The 18006-nt window shown below is 71.1% G+C and carries 16 protein-coding genes; 8 read left to right on the top strand and 8 right to left on the bottom strand.

Annotated features, from left to right (window positions below):
* Positions 1–62: 62 nt before the first annotated feature.
* A complete protein-coding gene (locus ACSNOK_RS08570; protein WP_436779994.1) occupies positions 63–7520 on the top strand; it encodes a type I polyketide synthase in 7458 nt (2485 codons plus the stop codon).
* 205 nt (positions 7521–7725) lie between these two features.
* Here the strand turns inward: ACSNOK_RS08570 and ACSNOK_RS08565 are convergent, their stop codons facing one another.
* The 3 genes from ACSNOK_RS08565 to ACSNOK_RS08555 are packed head-to-tail and all read right to left on the bottom strand — an operon-like array spanning position 7726 to position 8987.
* The gene (locus ACSNOK_RS08565) at positions 7726–7920 is read right to left on the bottom strand and encodes a DUF397 domain-containing protein (RefSeq protein ID WP_436779993.1); all 195 of its coding nucleotides are present in this window, start codon (positions 7918–7920) and stop codon (positions 7726–7728) included.
* A 31-nt stretch (positions 7921–7951) separates the two neighbouring features.
* Complete coding sequence (locus tag ACSNOK_RS08560; protein WP_436779992.1) at positions 7952–8089, bottom strand: DUF397 domain-containing protein; 138 nt, start codon at positions 8087–8089, stop codon at positions 7952–7954.
* Positions 8040–8987: a helix-turn-helix domain-containing protein gene (locus ACSNOK_RS08555; RefSeq protein WP_436779991.1), complete on the bottom strand. Its 948-nt coding sequence runs from the start codon at positions 8985–8987 to the stop codon at positions 8040–8042. Before ACSNOK_RS08555 ends, ACSNOK_RS08560 begins: the two co-directional genes overlap by 50 nt.
* 172 nt (positions 8988–9159) lie before the next feature.
* Here ACSNOK_RS08555 and ACSNOK_RS08550 point away from each other — a divergent pair, with 172 nt between their 5' ends.
* Genes ACSNOK_RS08550 through ACSNOK_RS08540 form a run of 3 tightly spaced genes read left to right on the top strand, consistent with a single transcriptional unit; the run spans position 9160 to position 9717 of the window.
* A complete protein-coding gene (locus tag ACSNOK_RS08550) occupies positions 9160–9345 on the top strand; it encodes a hypothetical protein (protein ID WP_436779990.1) in 186 nt (61 codons plus the stop codon).
* Positions 9338–9553 (top strand): hypothetical protein, encoded by a 216-nt coding sequence (locus ACSNOK_RS08545; protein WP_436779989.1) that lies wholly within the window; start codon positions 9338–9340, stop codon positions 9551–9553. Before ACSNOK_RS08550 ends, ACSNOK_RS08545 begins: the two co-directional genes overlap by 8 nt.
* Complete coding sequence (locus tag ACSNOK_RS08540) at positions 9550–9717, top strand: hypothetical protein (RefSeq protein ID WP_436779988.1); 168 nt, start codon at positions 9550–9552, stop codon at positions 9715–9717. The genes ACSNOK_RS08545 and ACSNOK_RS08540 overlap by 4 nt, the downstream gene beginning before the upstream one ends.
* A gap of 363 nt (positions 9718–10080) precedes the next feature.
* On the opposite strand, the gene ACSNOK_RS08535 is transcribed toward ACSNOK_RS08540, so the two are convergent.
* On the bottom strand, positions 10081–10725 hold the full coding sequence (locus tag ACSNOK_RS08535; protein ID WP_436780006.1) for a TetR/AcrR family transcriptional regulator: 645 nt from the start codon (positions 10723–10725) through the stop codon (positions 10081–10083).
* A 162-nt stretch (positions 10726–10887) separates the two neighbouring features.
* Between ACSNOK_RS08535 and ACSNOK_RS08530 the strand changes: the two genes are divergently transcribed.
* From ACSNOK_RS08530 to ACSNOK_RS08515, 4 genes are all read left to right on the top strand, one after another.
* Positions 10888–11448, top strand: coding sequence for a dihydrofolate reductase family protein (locus tag ACSNOK_RS08530; protein WP_436779987.1), 561 nt, complete (start codon positions 10888–10890; stop codon positions 11446–11448).
* A gap of 99 nt (positions 11449–11547) precedes the next feature.
* Positions 11548–12120, top strand: a complete 573-nt coding sequence (locus ACSNOK_RS08525) for a dihydrofolate reductase family protein (RefSeq protein WP_436779986.1) — start codon at positions 11548–11550, stop codon at positions 12118–12120.
* Between the two features lie 61 nt (positions 12121–12181).
* Positions 12182–12400 carry a DUF4287 domain-containing protein gene (locus ACSNOK_RS08520; RefSeq protein WP_436779985.1) on the top strand — a complete coding sequence of 73 codons (219 nt, stop codon included), beginning with the start codon at positions 12182–12184 and terminating at the stop codon, positions 12398–12400.
* 77 nt (positions 12401–12477) lie between these two features.
* Positions 12478–12900, top strand: coding sequence for a hypothetical protein (locus ACSNOK_RS08515; RefSeq protein WP_436779984.1), 423 nt, complete (start codon positions 12478–12480; stop codon positions 12898–12900).
* A gap of 73 nt (positions 12901–12973) precedes the next feature.
* Here ACSNOK_RS08515 and ACSNOK_RS08510 read toward each other — a convergent pair whose 3' ends face one another.
* The 4 genes from ACSNOK_RS08510 to ACSNOK_RS08495 all read right to left on the bottom strand — a co-directional run.
* Positions 12974–15622: a fibronectin type III domain-containing protein gene (locus ACSNOK_RS08510; protein WP_436780005.1), complete on the bottom strand. Its 2649-nt coding sequence runs from the start codon at positions 15620–15622 to the stop codon at positions 12974–12976.
* Between the two features lie 460 nt (positions 15623–16082).
* On the bottom strand, positions 16083–16292 hold the full coding sequence (locus tag ACSNOK_RS08505; RefSeq protein ID WP_436779983.1) for a hypothetical protein: 210 nt from the start codon (positions 16290–16292) through the stop codon (positions 16083–16085).
* Positions 16293–16452: 160 nt separating this feature from the next.
* Positions 16453–17037, bottom strand: coding sequence for a hypothetical protein (locus ACSNOK_RS08500; protein WP_436779982.1), 585 nt, complete (start codon positions 17035–17037; stop codon positions 16453–16455).
* A 180-nt stretch (positions 17038–17217) separates the two neighbouring features.
* Positions 17218–18006: TetR family transcriptional regulator (locus ACSNOK_RS08495; RefSeq protein ID WP_436779981.1), on the bottom strand; the 789-nt coding region annotated here is incomplete at its 5' end.

Raw genomic sequence — 18006 nt, 5'->3', positions numbered from 1 at the left:
TTCGCATCCGTCCGCATACTGTCCGTTGTGTCCGTCGCGTTCGGCCGACCCGGGAGGACCCCTTGACGAACCCCTGCTCCGGCGGCCCTCGACGCGACGCCCTGGCCATCGTCGGGCTGGCGTGCCGTCTGCCCGGCGGCATCAGCGACATGGAGAGCCTGTGGACGGCCCTGTCCGAGGGGCGGGATCTGGTCACCGAGATGCCGGCCGGACGCTTCGACACCGACCGCTTCGTGGACACGACGATGCCGAGGGTGGGCAAGAGCTACACCGCGGCCGGCGGCTTCCTGGACGACGTCGAGGGCTTCGACGCCGCCTACTTCGGCATCTCGCCGAAGGAAGCGGCCCACATGGACCCCCAGCACCGGCTGCTGCTGGAGCTGGCGGCGGAAGCGCTGGACGACGCCGCGATCGACCCGGCCGTACTGGCGGGCTCCGACACGGCCGTGTTCATCGGCATCTGCGACACCTCGTACGGCAGCCTGCAGATGTACCGGCCGCGGTCGATCGGCCCGTACACCATGTCGGGCTCGGCCTCGTCCATCGCCGCCAACCGGCTGTCCCACGCCTACGACCTGCGCGGACCGTCGATGGCGGTGGACACCGCGTGCTCGTCCTCGCTGGTGGCCCTCGACCGCGCCTGCCGCGCCCTGTGGGAGGGGACGAGCCGTACGGTGCTGTGCGGCGGGGCCAACATCCTGCTGTCACCGCACCACTACGTCGGCTTCTCCCAGGCCGCGATGCTGTCCCGGCGCGGCAGGTGCGCCGCGTTCTCCGCCGACGCCGACGGTTTCGTGCGCGCGGAGGGCGGCGGCCTCGTGGTGCTCAAGCGCCTGGCCGACGCGCTCGCCGACGGCGACCGCGTGCACGGCGTCGTCCTGGGCACCGGAAGCAACTGCGACGGGCGCACCCTGGGCCTGGCGCTGCCCAACCCCGAGGCGCAGGAGGACCTGCTGCGCCGGGTGTACGCCGACTCCGGGGTGCACCCGGACGAGCTGGTCTACTTCGAGGCCCACGGCACCGGCACGGTCGCCGGCGACGCGGCGGAGGCCCGGGCCATCGGCCAGGCCCTCGGCGTACGCCGCATCACCGGCCCGCTGCCCATCGGCTCGGTCAAGACGAACACGGGCCACCTGGAGCCCGCCTCGGGCATGGCGGGACTCTGCAAGGCGCTCCTCGTCCTGCGGCACCGCACGGCGCCCGCCTCGCTGCACGCCACCCCTCCGAACCCCGAGATCGCATTCCGGGGGCTGGGCCTCGACGTGGTGACGGAGAACCGCCCGTTGGGCGAGTCGGAACGTCCGGTCGTCGGTGTCAACTCCTTCGGATTCGGCGGCGCCAACGCGCACGTCATCCTGACGGCCCCTGCGCCGTCGGAGGAACCGGACCGCCGTACGCCGCCGCCGGAAGGGCTGCCGGTCCTCGTCACGGCGCGCACGCCGAGGGCCCTGACCGCCGCCATGACGCGGATGGCCGACCGCCTGCGCACGGCGGAGGACGGCGAGTTCCACGACATCGCCTACACCTCGTGCAGGCGCCGGACCCGGCACGAGCACCGGACGGCCGTCTTCGCCCGTACCCCGAAGGAAGCCGCCGACCGGCTCGCCCGGGCGGCCGAGGACGGCTCCGGCAGGACCGTCGAGGCGGTCGCCGGCGGGCGGGTGGCGTTCGTCTTCGCCGGCAACGGTTCCCAGTGGGCCGGTATGGGGGCCGATCTCCTCGCGCACGATCCCGGCTTCCGGCGCGCCCTCACCGCCGTCGACGGCGAACTGGCGCCCCGGCTGGGCTGGTCGGTGACCGAGGAGATCGCCCTGCCGCCTCGGAAGTGGCGGTTGGCGCCGACCGAAAGGGCGCAGCCGCTGCTGTTCGCGGTGCAGGCGGGCATCGTCGCCGTGCTGCGCGCCCGTGGCGTGGAACCGGCGGTGGTACTGGGCCACAGCGTGGGCGAGGTCGCCGCCGCCTACACCTGCGGCGCGTTGACCCTGGCCCAGGCGTGCGAGGTGATCGCCGCGCGCGGCCGGGTCCAGGCGGCCACGGCGGGCACCGGCCGGATGGCGGCCGTGGGGCTGGGCGCCGAGCGGGCGCGAGAGGCGCTGGAGCCGTACGCGGACCGACTGGAGATCGCCGGCCGCAACAGCGACCAGGACGTGACCGTGGCCGGCGACGCCCGGGCTCTCGCCGAGCTCGGCGAGAGCCTGGCGCGGCGCGAGGTGTTCTTCCGCGAACTCGACCTGGACTACGCCTTCCACAGCCGCGCCATGGACGGCTGCCGCGAACCGCTGACCGCCGCGCTCCGCACCCTCAAGCCGGGCCCGGCCGCCTTGCCCTTGTACTCGACGGTCACCGGCACCCGCGTCGCCGGTACCGAACTGGACGCGGAGCACTGGTGGGGCAACCTCCGCGCGCCGGTCCTCTTCTCCGACGCCGTGCGCGGCGCGATGGACGACGGCGCGGACGTCTTCCTGGAGATCGGCCCCCACCCCGTCCTGAGCACCTACCTCCGCAAGATCACCGCCGCCCGCCCGCAGACCCCCACCGCCGTCCTGCCGACCCTGCGCCGCCACGCGGACGGGCCGGAGGCCCTGGCCGCCGCCCACGCCGCCGTGCTCGCCGCCGGGGCGCCGACGGACTGGAGCCGGTACTTCCCCAGCCCCGGGCGCGTAACGGACCTGCCGGCCTACCCCTGGCAGCGCACCCGGCACTGGGGCAACACCAAGGACGTGTGGACGGGCACCGGCCCCCTCGACCATCCGCTGCTCGGCGCCCGGGTCCCCGCCCCGCTGCCCCTGTGGTCGTCCCCCGTCGAACCGGTCCTCGTACCGTGGCTGGCCGACCACCGGGTGGCCGGTTCCGTCGTCATGCCCGCCACCGGGTACGCGGAGATGGCCCTCGCCGCCGGGCGCATCGCCTTGGGCGCTCCGGCCGAGGTGGAACACCTCGACATCAGCGGCGCCCTGGTCATCCCCTGGGACGACGCCTCCCGGATCCACCTCCAGGTGTCGCTGGACCCGGACGACGGGATCCTGCGGGTGTCCAGCGGCGAGGACCGCACCGACCGGACACGACACCACGCCCGGGCCCGCGTCCGTACGCTCCTGCGCCCCCGGCCCGCACCCTGCGACGTGAGCGCCGTGCGCGACCGGTGCCCGAAGACCGTGACCGCCGAGGAGCACTACGCCGGGTGCGCCGAGGCCGGACTCTCGTACGGTCCGGAGTTCCGGGTGCTCACCGAACTGCGCGTGGGCGAGGGCGAAGCGGTGGCCTCCTACGAGCACACGCCCCTGGGGGAGCCGTGGACGCTGCACCCCGCCCTCCTCGACGGTGCCCTGCAGACGGGTGCCCCGCTGCTGGCGGACGGGCCGGCCGAAGGGCACGCCTACCTGCCGGCCGTCATCGGCGCGGTCCGTGTGTGGGCCCCGCCCGCCCCGACCGGCTCGTTCGTGGTGAGGGAGCGCTACCGCACAGCGGAAGAGGTGTGCTGGGACGTCACCGTCACCGAGCCGGACGGCACCGTGACGGCCGAACTGAACGGCTGCCGCCTGCGACGGTTCGCCGCCGGGCACCGCACGCCTGCCGCCGTCTACCACACGGTGCTGCGCGCGCTGCCGCACCCGGCCGAGCCCTGCGCCGCCTCGCCGCTGCCGCCGCCCCGACGGATCGCGGCCGCCTGCGCGGGCACCATCGCCGAACTGCGGGCGCGGTGGCGGGCGGCGCGCTACGAGAACACGCCCCTCCTCACCCGCGCTTTCCTCGCCCGCTTCGCCCAGGTCACCGCCGGTCTGCTGCCCGCGCCCTCGGCCCCCTTCACCCACGACGACCTCACGGCCTGGGGCCTGAGCGAGCGCTACCGGCGCCTGCTCGCACTCCTGGAACCGGCGATGCGGCGTCATGGCCACCTCGTCACCGGCGAGGACGGGCGCCGACGACTCGTGCCGAATGGCGACGACGCGGCTTCGCTGCTGCGCCTGGCGGCGGAATCCAACCCGGCCCACACCGCGGAGTCGGCACTCGCCGTGCAACAGTTCCGCTATTTGCGGGACATCCTGCAAGGGGACAAGGATCCGGTGGAGTTGCTGGCCGGCGAGGCATCGGCAAGGGCCCTGGAGCAGTTCTACGACGTCGGGCCCTTCTGCCGTTTCCACAACCGACTGGCCCAGGCCCTGCTGCGCGAGATCGTCCGCGCCTGGCCGGCCGACCGTCCGCTGCGCGTGCTCGAAGTGGGGGCCGGTACCGGCGGCATCACCGCGGCCCTCCTGCCTCTGCTGCATCCCGACCGCACCCGCTACTGCTTCACCGACCTGTCACCGTACTTCCTCTCCCGGGCGCAAAGCCGCTTCTCCGCCTACGACTACCTCGACTACCGCACCCTCGACCTCGACGCCGACCCGCGGGAACAGGGCTTCGCCCCGGGCGGCTTCGACCTCGTCGTCGCGGCCAACGCCCTGCACACGGCCAAGGACCTGCGTGCCGCGCTCCGCCGGGTCTCATCGCTCCTGGCACCCAACGGGGCACTGCTCGCAGTCGAGGCACACAATCCGGAGTTGCTCGCCTCGTACTTCGGCACACTGGACAGCTTCTACGGGAACACCGACACCGAGCTTCGCCCGCACTCCCTCTTCCTGCCGCGCGACCAGTGGCCAGGACTGCTGGAGGAGTGCGGGTTCCAGGACGTCGTCCAGACCGGTGACGACCAGGCGCCGGCCCGCGATGACGGCTCCGTCCTCCTCGCCCGCCTCGCCGACGGCGCACACGGCAGCAACACCGCTCCCGAGCCGCTGCGTCTCGTCGGGGAACGGACGGACACCGCCTTCCTGATCCTCGCGGAGACGCCGGAGGAGCAAGCGCTCGCCACCGCCCTGACCGGCGAAGTGCGGGCCGCCGGCGGCACGGCCGCCGCGCCCGGCCTGATGCGCGCCACCGTCGACGACTGGACCGCCTGCCTGGCGGAAGCCGGCCGGGGCGGGGCCGTCGGCGCCCTCGCCGTGGTGCTCCTCTTCGGTGAGGCCGCCGAGGAGGAACCGGCAGAGGTGACGGCACGCGCCGTCCGGCGGGCGGAACTCATCCGCACGTGCGCGGCGGCCTGCGACGGGCTGCCAAAGGACATCCGGCCCGAGCTGTGGGCGGTGACCCGCCCCAGCGGCGTCGCCCCTGAACAGGCCGAAACCCTGCGGCCGGCGGACGCGGTGCCCTGGGGCCTGACCCGCACCCTGACCAACGAGATGCCCGCCCTCACCTGCCGACGGATCTCCCTCCACCGCACCGACACCGCCGACGACGTGCGGCGCCTCGCGAAGGAACTGTTCCACCCCACCGCCGAGGACGAGGTCTTCCTCACCGCGCGGGGCCGGTTCGTCCCGCGCGAGCAGGTCCGCCCCGCAGCGGTGCCCGCCGCCGACGATGTCGCCCACACGCTGCGGATCCGCGATGCGGGGCTCTCCTACCGGGCGGTCTGGGAGGAGTTCACACCACGCGAGCCCGGCCCCGGAGAAGTACTCATCCGGGTGCGTGCCGCCGGGCTGAACTACCGCGACGTCATGCAGAGTCTGGGCCTGCTGTCCGCCGAGGCCGTCGGAGGAACACCCGGTGAGATCCGGGCAGGTGCGGAATGCGCGGGCACCGTCGTCGCCTGCGGCCCGGGCGTGACCGGCCTCCGGCCGGGTGACCGCGTCGCCGGCATCTCCTCCGCCTGCCTGGCCTCCCACACCGTCGCCCGTGCCGAAGCCGTGTGGCCGGTGCCCGACGACATGACCTACGCCGAGGCGGCCACGATGCCGGTGGCGTTCGCCACCGTCCACTACGGCCTCGTCACCCTGGCACGCCTCCAGCCGGGGGAGACAGTGCTCGTCCACGGCGCGGCCGGCGGGGTGGGCCTGGCGGCCCTGCGCTACGCCGCCGCATGCGGCGCCCACGTCATCGCGACGGCCGGGAACGACCTCAAGCGGAACTACCTGCGCAACCTGGGCGTCCCGCACGTCCTCGACTCCCGCTCACTGGACTTCGCCGACCAGGTCATGGAGATCACCCACGGTCAGGGAGTCGACATCGTCCTCAACTCCCTGGCCGGCGAGGCCATCGTCCGCGGCCTCGAACTGCTACGGCCGGGCGGCCGGTTCCTCGAACTCGGCAAGCGCGACATCCACGAGAGCAAGCCCCTGCCGCTCCATCCGTTCAACAACAACATCGCGTTTTACGGAGTGGACCTGACCAAGGTCCTGAGCATCCCGTCCCACGCCGAAACGCTGCATCCGGAGAGGGTGGCACCCGCCTGGCGCAGGGCCTGGGCGCCCCTCCCGCACAGCATCTTCCCCGCCGCCCGTGTCAGCGAGGCGTTCACCCTCCTGCAGCACTCCCGCCACATCGGCAAGGTGGTCGTCGCCTTCGACCCGCTCGACGGGCCTCCCCTCGTCGAGCGCGCCCACCCCGCTCCCCGCCTCGACGCGGCAGGCACCTACCTGATCGTCGGCGGCACCGGCGGCTTCGGGGCGGCGACCGCACACTGGCTCGCCGGCCTCGGCGCCCGGCATCTGGCCCTCGTCAGCCGCCGCGGCCCGGACGCCCCGGAGGCCGAGGCGGTCCTCACCGCGCTCCGGGAACGCGGGGTCAGCGCCACGGCCTACGCCGCCGACGCCGCCGACCTGGCCGCCATGGGAAAGGTCGTGGCGGCCATCGATGCCGGCGGCCACCCCCTCCACGGCGTCGTGCACAGCGCCATGCACCTGGACGACGCACCTCTCGTGGATCTCGATGCCGACCGGATCGCCGCGATCCTGGCCCCCAAGATCAGCGGGGCACTCGTCCTCGACCTCCTCACCCGCGAGCGGGAATGCGATCTGTTCCTGCTCCACTCCTCCGGCGCCGCCGTGATCGGAAACGTCAGGCAAGCGCCCTACGCCGCCGCGAACCTCTACCTGGAAGCGCTCGTCCGGAACCGGCGCCGCAAGGGCCTTCCCGGTCTCGCCATCGCGTGGGGAGCGATCAGCGGGGCCGGCTACGTGGCCCGCAACAACCTCACCCCCCTGCTCGCCGGGGTCGGTCTGTACACGATGCGCCCGGAGGAGGCACTGCGTCGCGCCGGGACACTGCTGGAGTCGGATGCCGAGACCACGGTGGTCGCCCGCGCCGACTGGGGACGTGCCGCCACACTGCTCCCTCTGGCGCGCAGCCCGCGCCTCGGCGCACTCGTCCCCACGGGTGCCGCGAGCGAGGGGCCCAGCAGCCGGGAACTGCTGCGCAACCTACGCCGGATGAAGACCGACGAAGCACTGGAGCACATCACCCGCAGCCTGGCCGGCATGCTCGCCCGCGTCCTGCACATGGACCCCGACCAGATCGACCCCCACCACCGCCTCGACGGCTACGGCCTGGACTCCCTCACGATGACCGAGTTCCTCGTCGCCCTCCAGCACCGGTACGAGGTGACCATCCCGCCCATGGAGCTGCTGCGCCGAGCCGACGGAACCCTCGCGGACTTCGCGCAGACGGTGTACGTGCGGCTGGGGCGGCATGATGAGCTGCCGTAGGCGGGTGCGGCGGTTGGGGTTGGTGGTGAACTGGAGCCCATCCCGGCGGGGTTACGTGTTTCGCGGTCGCGGCGCTGGGTGAGGAGCGGCCCTCTCAGCGGCGTGCCTGCCGCGCCGGCTACGGGGTCCTCTGTGGGGCATGGAGGAGCCCCGCCCGCCGTCGCGGCGTAGCGGGGCTCCTCGTGACTCGGATTCCTTGCCGCGCCTAGGCGTTGAGGGTGCCGCCCTTTATGGCGGTCACCAGGCACGCGAAGGCGTCGGTGGGGACGTGCAGTATGGGACCGGCGGGGCGTTTACTGTCCCGGACGGGGATGGTGCCGTGTGTGGCGGAGGCGGGGGCCCATTCGACGCAGTCTGTGCCGTCTCGGTCGCTGTAGCTGCTTTTGACCCATGTATCCATGCCGGTGCCCATTTCGCGCCTAACCTTCCCGTCAGGAATCGAAGTTTCCATCCTTGAGGGAGGATATGAACCCCGCGAACGCGGCAGCTGGGAACCGTAGGACGGGACCACCCGGCGTCTTACTGTCCCGCACGGGGCTGAAGCCTGGGGTACCTAGGCCGATTTCCACGCAGTTGGTGCCGTCGGGGTGGCTGTAGCTGCTCTTCACCCAGCTCGTGACGCTTGTAGTGACTTTCACGACCCCTCCCATACTTTTCCATTGCATCTCTAATGAACGCAGCGGAATCGCTGGCCGACAGGCAGTCAGCCCTGAGGACATCGTATCTGTGGGCGTGGCGGGCGACGACTGACGGATCGTCGCTGAAGTGTCCTCTGTCCAGTGATTCGCAGTACACCCATTCTTCCCCGTCGAGAAGTTTGAGGATCGTCATCGATGTTCTGGGGCGGCTGAGTTTACTGTCACTCGCCGGTGCTACCTGGATGCGGACGTTGGGGAGTTTTCCGGCGTTCAGGAGAAACCGACACTGCGCTGCCATCACTCTTGGCGAGCCGACCACGTTGCGCAGGGTGCTCTCATCCAAGACGACCATCAAAAGCGGGCCGCCTGAACAAAGGAACCGCTCTTGTCTACCCAGACGAGCGTGGATGCGTTGCTCCCTTCTCGCCGGGTCCGAATCTCTGGAGAACAGCGCCTGCACGTACTCCTCGCTCTGCAGCAGCCCGGGCATGACCTGTTCCTTGAACTCGCTGACAGATACCGCCTTGGCCTCCAGGTTCAACCGGCGCTGAAACCAGTCGGGGTACGCCCGGTCCGGATACCAGTCGGTTTCCTGCCACAACTTGTACAGCGCGCCGCCGGTCTTCAGTACTTTGTCGCATCTCTTCACCAGCTGCTCGCTCGGAACCCGGTCGCCGGTCTCGATGCGGCTCAGTACCGACCGCTCGCAGAGGATCTGCGGCGCCAGTGATTCCTGTGTCTCGTTGGCCGCTCGCCGGTAATGGGCGAGCAGTTGACCGAACGCACGGCGCCCTCCCGGGGCGGCACTGGCGGCGTTGCGGGCGGACATGCCCCCTCCAACCATGATCACCTGTCGTGCCAGTGCGTCACTGGCACGACACGAAGTGTTGCGTGTCCGATGTGACCCACGCAACTCTCCTGGTGGGACGCGAAGTTGCGTGCCGTGGCAAGGAGAAAGGCGCACAAATGATCGAGTCCGTGTATCGCGTGGAGGGTGCCGTATGACGCACCTGCCCTTCGGCGTCGGGGCGCGGCCCGCGTTCGTACCCAACCCGCGCGTGGCGTGTGCCGCGTGCACGCTGCTCACCGAGGCGCGGTACGCCGCCGAGCGGGCCGGCGACTGGAAGCGCGTGGAGCTGCTGCGTCGGGAGGGGTTGCGGCACGGGGACGAGGTGCACCGTGGCTGACTGGATCCCGCAACCGCTCGAACTGATCCTGGACACCGAGCGCGACCGGTTCGGCATCGCCGTCGGCTGGGATCACGACACCGAACGGCTCACGCTCCGGCCGCTTGAGGGCGGGCGGACCTGGCACCCGACGCACTACCGCCGGGCCACCCGCACGGACCGCCTGCGCGCCCGCGTGATCGAGCTGAACCGGGAGGGGCGCCGGTGAACGACTGTGAGTCGTGCCAGTGGTGGGACGACATCATCAAGCGGGCGGAGAGACGGCTGGCCGACGCGCCGGACCCTTGGGCGCGCAGGACGGCGGAGATCGAGCGGCGCCGCTTCGTCGAGAACCGGGACGAGCACGCCCGGAGCCACGGGGTGCGGCGATAAGGGCTCGCCGACGTACAGGGCGGCTACAGTCCTCGTCGTATGGCTCGCGGGGCACGGTGCCCACCACGCGCGACATCCGTGAACCTCAACGCAACGGATTCGCTTGGTGGTTGACTGCGCGCCATGACCGCCGACGCATACCGGCCGTACCAGCCGCAGAAGCCCCCTGTTCGGTGCGTCAAGTGCGGGGGAACCGGTTTGATCTTGAACAAGGCCCTGAACCCGAGGACCGGTGAGAACGAATGGCGCTTCACGTGCCTCGACTGCCGGGTGGCGTGGCCTCAGGACCAGCACGGTGGAGCACCGGACGAGTACCAGTGACCAGGGAGGACCCATGAAGAGGCCCCCCAGGTGCCACGGCACTCAGAGGCCGCGTTCGATCATGTCGATGACATGCTGGCCGGCATCGTGGGCCTGGGTGGGGTGGAGGCCGCGGAGGGGGCCGTCGATAAGGAGGACGGCGAGGCCGTGGACCGCGGACCAGGCGAGGAACTCGGCGCCCGGGCGGCGGTCTTCGGGCAGCACGCCGGTTTCGACCAGCGCGTCGAGAGCGGCGCCGAGGAGTTCGAACGGGGTCTTGCCGCCGGCTCCGGCGGCGGTGTCGGCCGCGGCGTGGGTCATGTCGCCGGGCACGTGGAAGGCGGTGCGGAACAGGCCGGGTTCCCGCTGGGCGAAGCGGAGGTAGCCGGTGCCGACGGCGCGGAAGCGGGCCCGTGCGGCGGCGGCCGGGTCCTCGTCCGCCGGGAGGGCGGCCTGCTCGGCTTCCATCGTGCGGGCCACCTGGGCCATCGCGGCCTGGGAGACGGCGTGCAGCAGGGCGCCGCGGTCGGCGAAGTGCCGGTAGGCGGCGTTGGGGACGACCCCGGCCTCGCGGGTGGCGGCACGCAGCACGACGGCCTCCGGGCCGCCTTGGCGGGCGAGTTCGAGCCCGGCTTCGAGGAGCGCGTTGCGCAGGTCGCCGTGGCGGTAGGTGTCCCGTTTCGGCTTGCCGTCCTTGGACGCCGGCATGGTCACGCCTCCAATGTGGACAGCATCCACTTAGTCCTCTAGGCTCCTGAATGATCGCTCGGGGGGTGCGGATCGCCGGACCCTCCGAATGTGGACATCGTACACAAGGGCGCCTGTAGGCTGCCCGGACGCTCACACCAGTACGGGGGGATTCCGCTTCTCATGGGCAAGATCACGCACTTTGTGCACCAGTCGCTGGACGGCTTCATCGAGGGCCCGAACGGAGAGTTCGACTGGCCCCGCATGGACGGCGAACTCTCCGCCTACTCACAGGAACTGACCGGCGGCGCCGACATCTTCCTGTACGGCCGGGTGGTGTGGGACATGATGTCCGGCTACTGGCCCCGCGCCGAGGAGCACTCCACCGACGCGCACGACCTCGCCTTCGCGCCCGTCTGGCGCGAGGCGTCGAAGGTCGTCGTCTCCTCGACCCTGACCGAGGCCGACTGGAACACCCGCGTCATCGGTGACAACGTGGTCGAGGAGCTCACCGCCCTCAAGGACGGCGGCGCGCACCTGCTGCTGTTCGGCGGCTCCACGCTGGCCGGCTACCTCACCGAGCACGGGCTGATCGACGAGTACCAGGTCTTCGTCCACCCCGTCGTACTCGGCGGCGGCAAGCCCGTCTTCGCCTCTCCCCGGCAGCGGTTCGACCTGACGCTCGCCGAGGCCAGGACCTTCGACTCGCAGGTGGTCCTGCTCCGTTACGAGCGGGCCGACTAGCCGTTCCACGGCCGGAGCGCGACGACGAAGGCGAGTGAAGCGCACCGCCGCCGGCATTCCCCCCCCTCATCCAGTCACGAGACATCGAGGAATCCCCCCATGCGTACCCTGATCAGCACCGCGTTCATCTCGCTCGACGGCGTCGTGGAGGCACCCGGCGGCGAGCCCGGTTACCGGAACTCCGGATGGACCTTCAAACACGTCGACTTCCTCCCCGAAGCCTTCGAGATCAAGGGCCGCGAGCAGCAGGAGGCCACCGCTCTGCTGCTGGGCCGGACCAGCTACGAGGCGTTCAGCCCGGTGTGGCCCGACATGGCGGGGTTCGCCGACTACAAGGAGATGCCGAAGTACGTCGTCTCCACCACCCTCACCGAGGACGGCCTGGTGTCGAACTGGGGCGAGACCGCGATCCTGCGCTCGCTCGACGAGGTCGCCGCGCTGAAGGAGACCGAGGGCGGCCCGATCATCGTCCACGGCAGCGCCTCCCTCAACCGGAGCCTCTCGGACGCCGGTCTGATCGACCGCTACCACCTGCTCGTCTTCCCGCTCCTCCTGGGCGCGGGCAAGCGGCTGTTCAGCACCACGGACAAGGACGTCCGGAAGCTGAAGCTGGTCGAGCACCAGGCGTACGCGAACGGCCTGCAGCTGAACGTCTTCGACGTCATCCGCTGACATCCCCTCAACGCGGCTTTCCGACCGCGTCAACCCACGGACAGAAGGACGGCATCCCGTCATGACCACCGCAGTCAAAGGCCCCGCCAGCTACTTCCCCTCCATCGAGAAGAAGTACGGCCGCCCGGTCGCGGAGTGGAAGGACCTCATCCGATCCTCCCCGCTGACCAAGCACATGGAGCTCGTCGGCTGGCTGAAGACCGAACACGGCCTGGGGCACGGCCACGCCAACGCCCTTGTCGCCCACACTCTCGCCGAGAGGAACGCCGAGGGAGGATGAAGGTGCCCGGTGAGCGGCTCGCATCGGAATGGGTGCGAGGGTGGTGTGAGCGGACGTCCGCGGAGCTCGGCGCTCTGATGTCGTCGTTCGCGAGAACGCGGGGGTATCCGCCTGGCCAGAACGTCGTGGCCCTCGCCACGGACGAGAGCCATGCGGCGACGGGAGCGCTCGTGGACCTGACGCCGATCCCCTCCGACCTGACCACCCTTTACTGGGTGATGCGGGAGGCGTCCTTGCCCGATGTCTGGTACGGATACTTCATCCATCCCGCCTCGACGGTGGCCGAGCACTTCCGCGCGTACGGCTCCGTTCGGGTCGACGACGAGCCGCCGGGCATCGTGTTCGGCAGTGACGGAGGCGGCCGTCTGTTCGCGGTGGCGGGCAGCGGACGCGTCTGGAGGTCCACCACGGCCTCTTGGGACGGCGACTTCGAGGTCACCGCGGCGTCCATCCAAGAGTTCCTCGAGCAGATCGGCCGACGGGTCGCCGGCCGGACCTGACGGTGGTGACGAGCCGAGTGAGGAGGCGGTGAGGCGGTCGCCCACCGCCCCCTCGGCGGAGTGCCGGCCCCCGCTACCCGGCGGCCGACCCGGCGGGTGTGCGCGGGGCCCGGATCAGGGCGGAGAGCGGTTCGCGCTTCTTCGCGGCCGCCGCGTCCGCCGCGTCCGCCGCGTCCGCCGGGGCCGCCGGGGCCGACGTCCGGGCGTTGGCCGGCGGACGCGGTGCGATCACGCAGTTGGACTTGCCGGATTCCGCTGCGCCGTTGACGGCGGTGACGCAGAATTCGTAGTTCCAGACGCCGGGGAACAGGAAGGCGATGCCCCGGTTGGTCTCGTTGACGACGAACTCGTCGGCCTTGGACGCGCTGCCGTCGTTGACGTTACGGACCCAGACGCGGTAACCGGCGGCCTGGGCGGAACCGTTCCACGACAACTGGACGGTAGTGGCGTCGGTGGAGGTGACCTTCAGGCCGGTGGGCGCCGGAGGGGTGCCGGCCCCGACGGTGACGGGCCGGGCGCCGCCCGGCATGCCGCCGCCGGCGGCGTTCCAGGTGACCACCGCGACGAGGTAACGGTGGCCCGGCTTCAGCCCGTCGATGTGCGCCGACTTGCCCCTGACCGCGGTGCTGTTGATGAACGCGCCGGGGGTGTCCCTGTCCCAGGTGATGATCTCGTACCGGTCGATCGTGTCGGTGTACGGGCCGGCCGGCGCGTCCCAGGACACGTCGACGCCGGTGGCGGTGGCCCGGGTGACGATTCCCTTGGGCGCCGCGGCGGTCTTCGGGTGGGCGACCTCGGTGAGCGTTTCGGACCACCCGGACTTCCCGTCCTCACCGTTGTCGGTACGGACCTGGTACTCCCACTCCCAGCCGTCGAGGGTCCAGGTGGTGTCGAAGCGGGCCGCCTTGACCGGCGTCTCGCTCCAGGTGCCGGAGCCCTTGATCCGGTGCCGGACGGTGTATCCGCGGGCGCCGAAGACCGGCTTCCAGTTCAGCGTGATCCCGCTCGGGCCGGAGTCGATCCAGAGCGTGCTCGGCGCGAGCGCCGGCCGCTCCGGGAACTTGGTGGGAATGTCGATCAGCTCGCTGCCGAGGCCGTAGCTGTTGTGCAGGGTGCGCACGAACGCCTGGGCGATCTGGTACTCGCCTATGGCGTTGGGGTGCAGCCCGTCGTAGGCGACAGGGCAGCTGTCCCTGTCGCAGCTGTAGTTGCGGGCCCAGTCGACCAGGGCCACGCGAGACTTGACGGAGCTCCACGACGGGATCGCGTTCGCGAGCATGCTGTTGTACTTCGTGGTGTTGACGGGCAGGTCGTCCCGGCCGCCGATGTACGTCCGCTGGGGGACGTTGGCCAGGGCGAAGTCGAGGTCCGGTTTGACGGCGCGGGCCTGGTCGACCAGCGTCCGCATACTGTCCAGCGTGCCTTCCGGGCCGCTGACGAACCAGCCCATGTCGTTGAAGCCGAGCCCGACCAGGAGCAGGTCCGGCTGGTACTTCGCCACCTGCTCGGCGATCAGCGTCTTGTCCTGCGCCGCCTGCCGGCCCCAGACGGCGAAGTGGTCGGTGTCGAAGTCCGGCGCGACCCCGGCGGCGTACGCGCCCGAGGTGATCGGAGCGCTCTGATCCGGTTGCGGGGCTTCCCCCTGCAACCGCGGCACGAGCGGGGGCTTGGGGGAGTCCTGAGGACGGGTTCCCTGGTACGGGCCGACGAAATCGACCTGGATGTGCTCCTTCTTGAACCATTCCCACAGGCGGTAGCGCCAGGTCCAGTCACCTTCGTAACCCTGGCTCATCGAATCGCCCACCACCATCACCTTCAGTGGCGCCCCGGACTGACCGACACCGCGGGAAATGCGTTGCAGGGACGCGTACAGCATCGGTCCCATGCCCTCAAGTTTGTCGGACATGAACTTCAGGACGTTGCCCATGCCCCAGACCTTGGCCGCGAGAGCGCGCAGGCTCCGCTGGGCGTTCGCGATGACGGAGGTGCTGCCCGAGGCGGCCCACTCCAGCAGCTTCCCGCCCATGGCGCCGCCGACCCCGCCCCATATCGCGACGGCCAGAGCCTCCGCCCACACATCGGCGTCGCCCAGCGAACGGTTGTCGAAGTGAGCGTTCAACAGCTCGCCGACGAGCGAACCCATCGCCCCGCTCACGGCCCCGCACACCGGAGCCGCGGCGGGCGCCCCCACGTTGAACGCCAACAGGCACACGGCTCCGGAGACGACGGTGACGCCCAGGGCGACACCGCTCGCTATGAACTTCTGCCACGCGCTCGCCGTGGTACCGATGTCCTTCGTGTCCACGACGAACACCAGGCTGTCCTCGATGGGGTAGACCCGCCCGTCGAAGTCGGCGCCCCCGGCCTCCGGCGGCGAGATGCCCACACTGTGTTGGCGGAACCGCTTGTTCAGTGACGCGCTCAGGGTCAGGCCCGCGCTTTTGTCGGCGCGAATGGAGTCGACCCAGCTCGTCATGGTCTGCTCCAACCCCCGCCGCGCTTCGGCGGGCACATGGAAGTCGAGAGCCATGATCAGGTCGTCGTCGCTCTTCGCCAGCGACCGAAGGGTGCCGGAGTCCCCGGCGCAGCCCATCCGGAGCGTGACGGGCGAACCCTGCTCGACGGCGAAGGACGTGGCATGCGCGCCACACCCGGCCGCGGGCGCCTCGGCGCGCCCTTGCCCGAAAGCGGGCTCCACGGACCCGATCATCAGCAACGCCATCGACACGACGAACGCGATGAGACCATCGCGCCGCAGTCGTCGGCGCCTGCCGGGTCTTCTCTTCGCTTTCCCTATGCCTGAGTCGGGCATACCGCCCCTCATTTCTCGTCAACAAGGACCCAGGGGCTGGTGTGAACGCAGGCGCCCAGGGGGGTGATGGGGCACTCCGCGCCCGACTGGGGGACGGAGAACACCAATTGGGCGATCATGACGTAGGAACAGGAGGCGTACAAGGGGCATATCGGCCTGCCGGGCGCCGGCGCTCCGGGACGTATGGCCCGGCGGGCGTACGCGGGCATGCGGGCGTACGGCGCCGGGGTGCCGGCCGGCCGTGGCGGTGCGGACCCGCCCGGCCGGGCCGGGGAGCCCCTTCGACGGACGGCTGCGGGGGCCGGGCCGTCACCGTTTCCGGGACGGAGCCGTCGGAGCCGTCGGAGGCTCCCAGAGCCCCGGCCCCGGGTCAGAGCGACTTGATCAGCTTCGCTGCCACGGCGATCGGCAGGGAGGGGTAAGCGCGCTGGAGTTCGAGCAACGCCGCCGCCGTCCCCCGCTCGTCGCGGGTCCGGCGGAGGGCCGCCTCGTCCACGGCGTCGCGCAGTTCCGCGAAGGAAGCGAACGTGCACTCGTACCACTCGCGCTTCCTCCTGCGGTCCGTGTACACCTCCGCCATTCCCAGGAACACGGTCCCGAGGACGACGCAGCAGCCAAGGAGAGCCGGGGTCCGGCGAAGGAGCGCGGCCGCTCCGAAAGTGACAGCGGCGGCTGCCCAGAGAGCCGCGCGTGCTGCGTACATGAACGATCCTCCGATACTGGTCCGCCGTTTCCAGGGCTCAGGCGGTGGCCACCGGCCACTTGCCGCCGGGAAAAGCGCGGTTGTCCTCGACCTCACCCTTCACCACGACCAACTGCTGAGCCTGGATGGCCAGTGCCGCCACCAAGGGGCCGACGGCGCCGGTGACGAGAGCGGCATCCACTCCCGCCGCCGCGACGATGCCCGCGAGGCCCGCCCAGGAGAAGACCACGGTCGCGGCGGCCGCGATCCCGGCGACCGTGGCAGTGATGAATTTGTACAGGATCAACCCCAGGGTGACGTAGAAGGCGAGACCCGCGGGGTCGACGCGCTGCCGCGCGACCACGTCACCGGCCGGACCGGCGAAGGTGCTCCGCGCCCCCGAAACGTTTCCGCCGGCGGACGGTGGCGCGGTGTCCGGCGTCGGGAACGACTCGTCCAGCCGCGCGGCCCGGCGCTCCCGGTCCGAATCGGCCAGGGAACGCTCCCAGAGTTCCATCCGCTTCTTCAGGGCGGCTTCGTACGCCTCGACCACGGCTGTTCCCACACCGTCCGCCCGCAGCCGCACCTGCCAGTCCGACGCGACGGTGATACGTTCCGGCAGGCCGTCGGCGGACAAATTCACCGTGACGACTCCGTCGGTGTTCGTTCCCGCATATCCGACATCAGCTGATGTGATTCTTCAACTGCCTTATGTGTGACGGCAGGTGTTGCCGAGGGTGACAGTTCGGTCGGCGGTGCGTGGGAGCTCCCCGGTCGATTCCCGCGGGGAGGGCGCGCCCGTATGCGGAGGGGCGCGCCGTTCCTACCGCTGCCGCAGTACCTTCTCGATCGCCGCCATCACGTCCCCCAGTGGCGCGTCCGTACGTGCCACCGCCACCATGACCTCGCCCTCCGTCTGCGCGGTGGCCACCGGGCCGGACGGCAGGGGCGCGCGGCCGGCGCCGATGCCCTTGCCGAAGGTCTCGCGGACGATCGCGAACGCGTGGTCGAGCTGGGCCTCGACGTCGCCCTCGCCGCCGCTGCGGAGCCAGCGGCGCAGGACGTGGTTGTGGGCGGTGACCACGGCCGAGGCGGCGACCTCGGCGAGGAGCGGGTCGTCGTCGTGGTGCGTGCCCTCCTCGAAGTGGCCCAGGAGGTAGCGGGTGAAGAGGCGCTCGTAGCGGGCCACCGAGGCGATCTCGCGTTCGCGCAGGGTGGGGACCTCGCGGGTGAGGCGGTAGCGGGCGACGGAGACGGCGGGGGAGGCCGCGTACATGCGCATGACCTCCTTGATGCCGCGGCACACCGTGTCGAGCGGGTTCTCGTGCGCGGGCGCGGCGTCCAGGACTCCGGCCGCGCGGACGAGGGTGTCGTCGTGGTCGGGGAAGATGGCCTCTTCCTTGGAACGGAAGTGGCGGAAGAAGGTCCGGCGGGCGACCCCGGCCGCCGCCGCGATCTCGTCGACGGTGGTGGCCTCGTACCCCTTGGTGGAGAACAACTCCATCGCCGCGGCGGCGAGTTTGCGCCGCATGGTCAGGCGCTGGGCGGCGGCGCGGCCGGCGCCGGACGCCTCGGGGGCGGGGGAGGACGGCGACGGGCGCGGGCCGGGTGG

The sequence above is a fragment of the Streptomyces sp. URMC 126 genome (genome assembly GCF_051386555.1).
GTDB lineage: Bacteria > Actinomycetota > Actinomycetes > Streptomycetales > Streptomycetaceae > Streptomyces.
This window is presented reverse-complemented; position numbering and strand designations above follow the sequence as displayed.

What these genes read in the sequence shown, in the direction of transcription:
- ACSNOK_RS08565 (WP_436779993.1), bottom strand. Translation starts at nt 7,920, where the DNA reads ATGGATACATGGGTCAAAAGCAGCTACAGCGACCGAGACGGCACAGAC.
- ACSNOK_RS08555 (WP_436779991.1), bottom strand. Translation starts at nt 8,987, where the DNA reads ATGTCCGCCCGCAACGCCGCCAGTGCCGCCCCGGGAGGGCGCCGTGCG.
- ACSNOK_RS08550 (WP_436779990.1), top strand. Translation starts at nt 9,160, where the DNA reads ATGACGCACCTGCCCTTCGGCGTCGGGGCGCGGCCCGCGTTCGTACCC.
- ACSNOK_RS08535 (WP_436780006.1), bottom strand. Translation starts at nt 10,725, where the DNA reads ATGCCGGCGTCCAAGGACGGCAAGCCGAAACGGGACACCTACCGCCAC.
- ACSNOK_RS08530 (WP_436779987.1), top strand. Translation starts at nt 10,888, where the DNA reads ATGGGCAAGATCACGCACTTTGTGCACCAGTCGCTGGACGGCTTCATC.
- ACSNOK_RS08525 (WP_436779986.1), top strand. Translation starts at nt 11,548, where the DNA reads ATGCGTACCCTGATCAGCACCGCGTTCATCTCGCTCGACGGCGTCGTG.
- ACSNOK_RS08520 (WP_436779985.1), top strand. Translation starts at nt 12,182, where the DNA reads ATGACCACCGCAGTCAAAGGCCCCGCCAGCTACTTCCCCTCCATCGAG.
- ACSNOK_RS08515 (WP_436779984.1), top strand. Translation starts at nt 12,478, where the DNA reads ATGTCGTCGTTCGCGAGAACGCGGGGGTATCCGCCTGGCCAGAACGTC.
- ACSNOK_RS08510 (WP_436780005.1), bottom strand. Translation starts at nt 15,622, where the DNA reads ATGGCGTTGCTGATGATCGGGTCCGTGGAGCCCGCTTTCGGGCAAGGG.
- ACSNOK_RS08505 (WP_436779983.1), bottom strand. Translation starts at nt 16,292, where the DNA reads ATGGCGGAGGTGTACACGGACCGCAGGAGGAAGCGCGAGTGGTACGAG.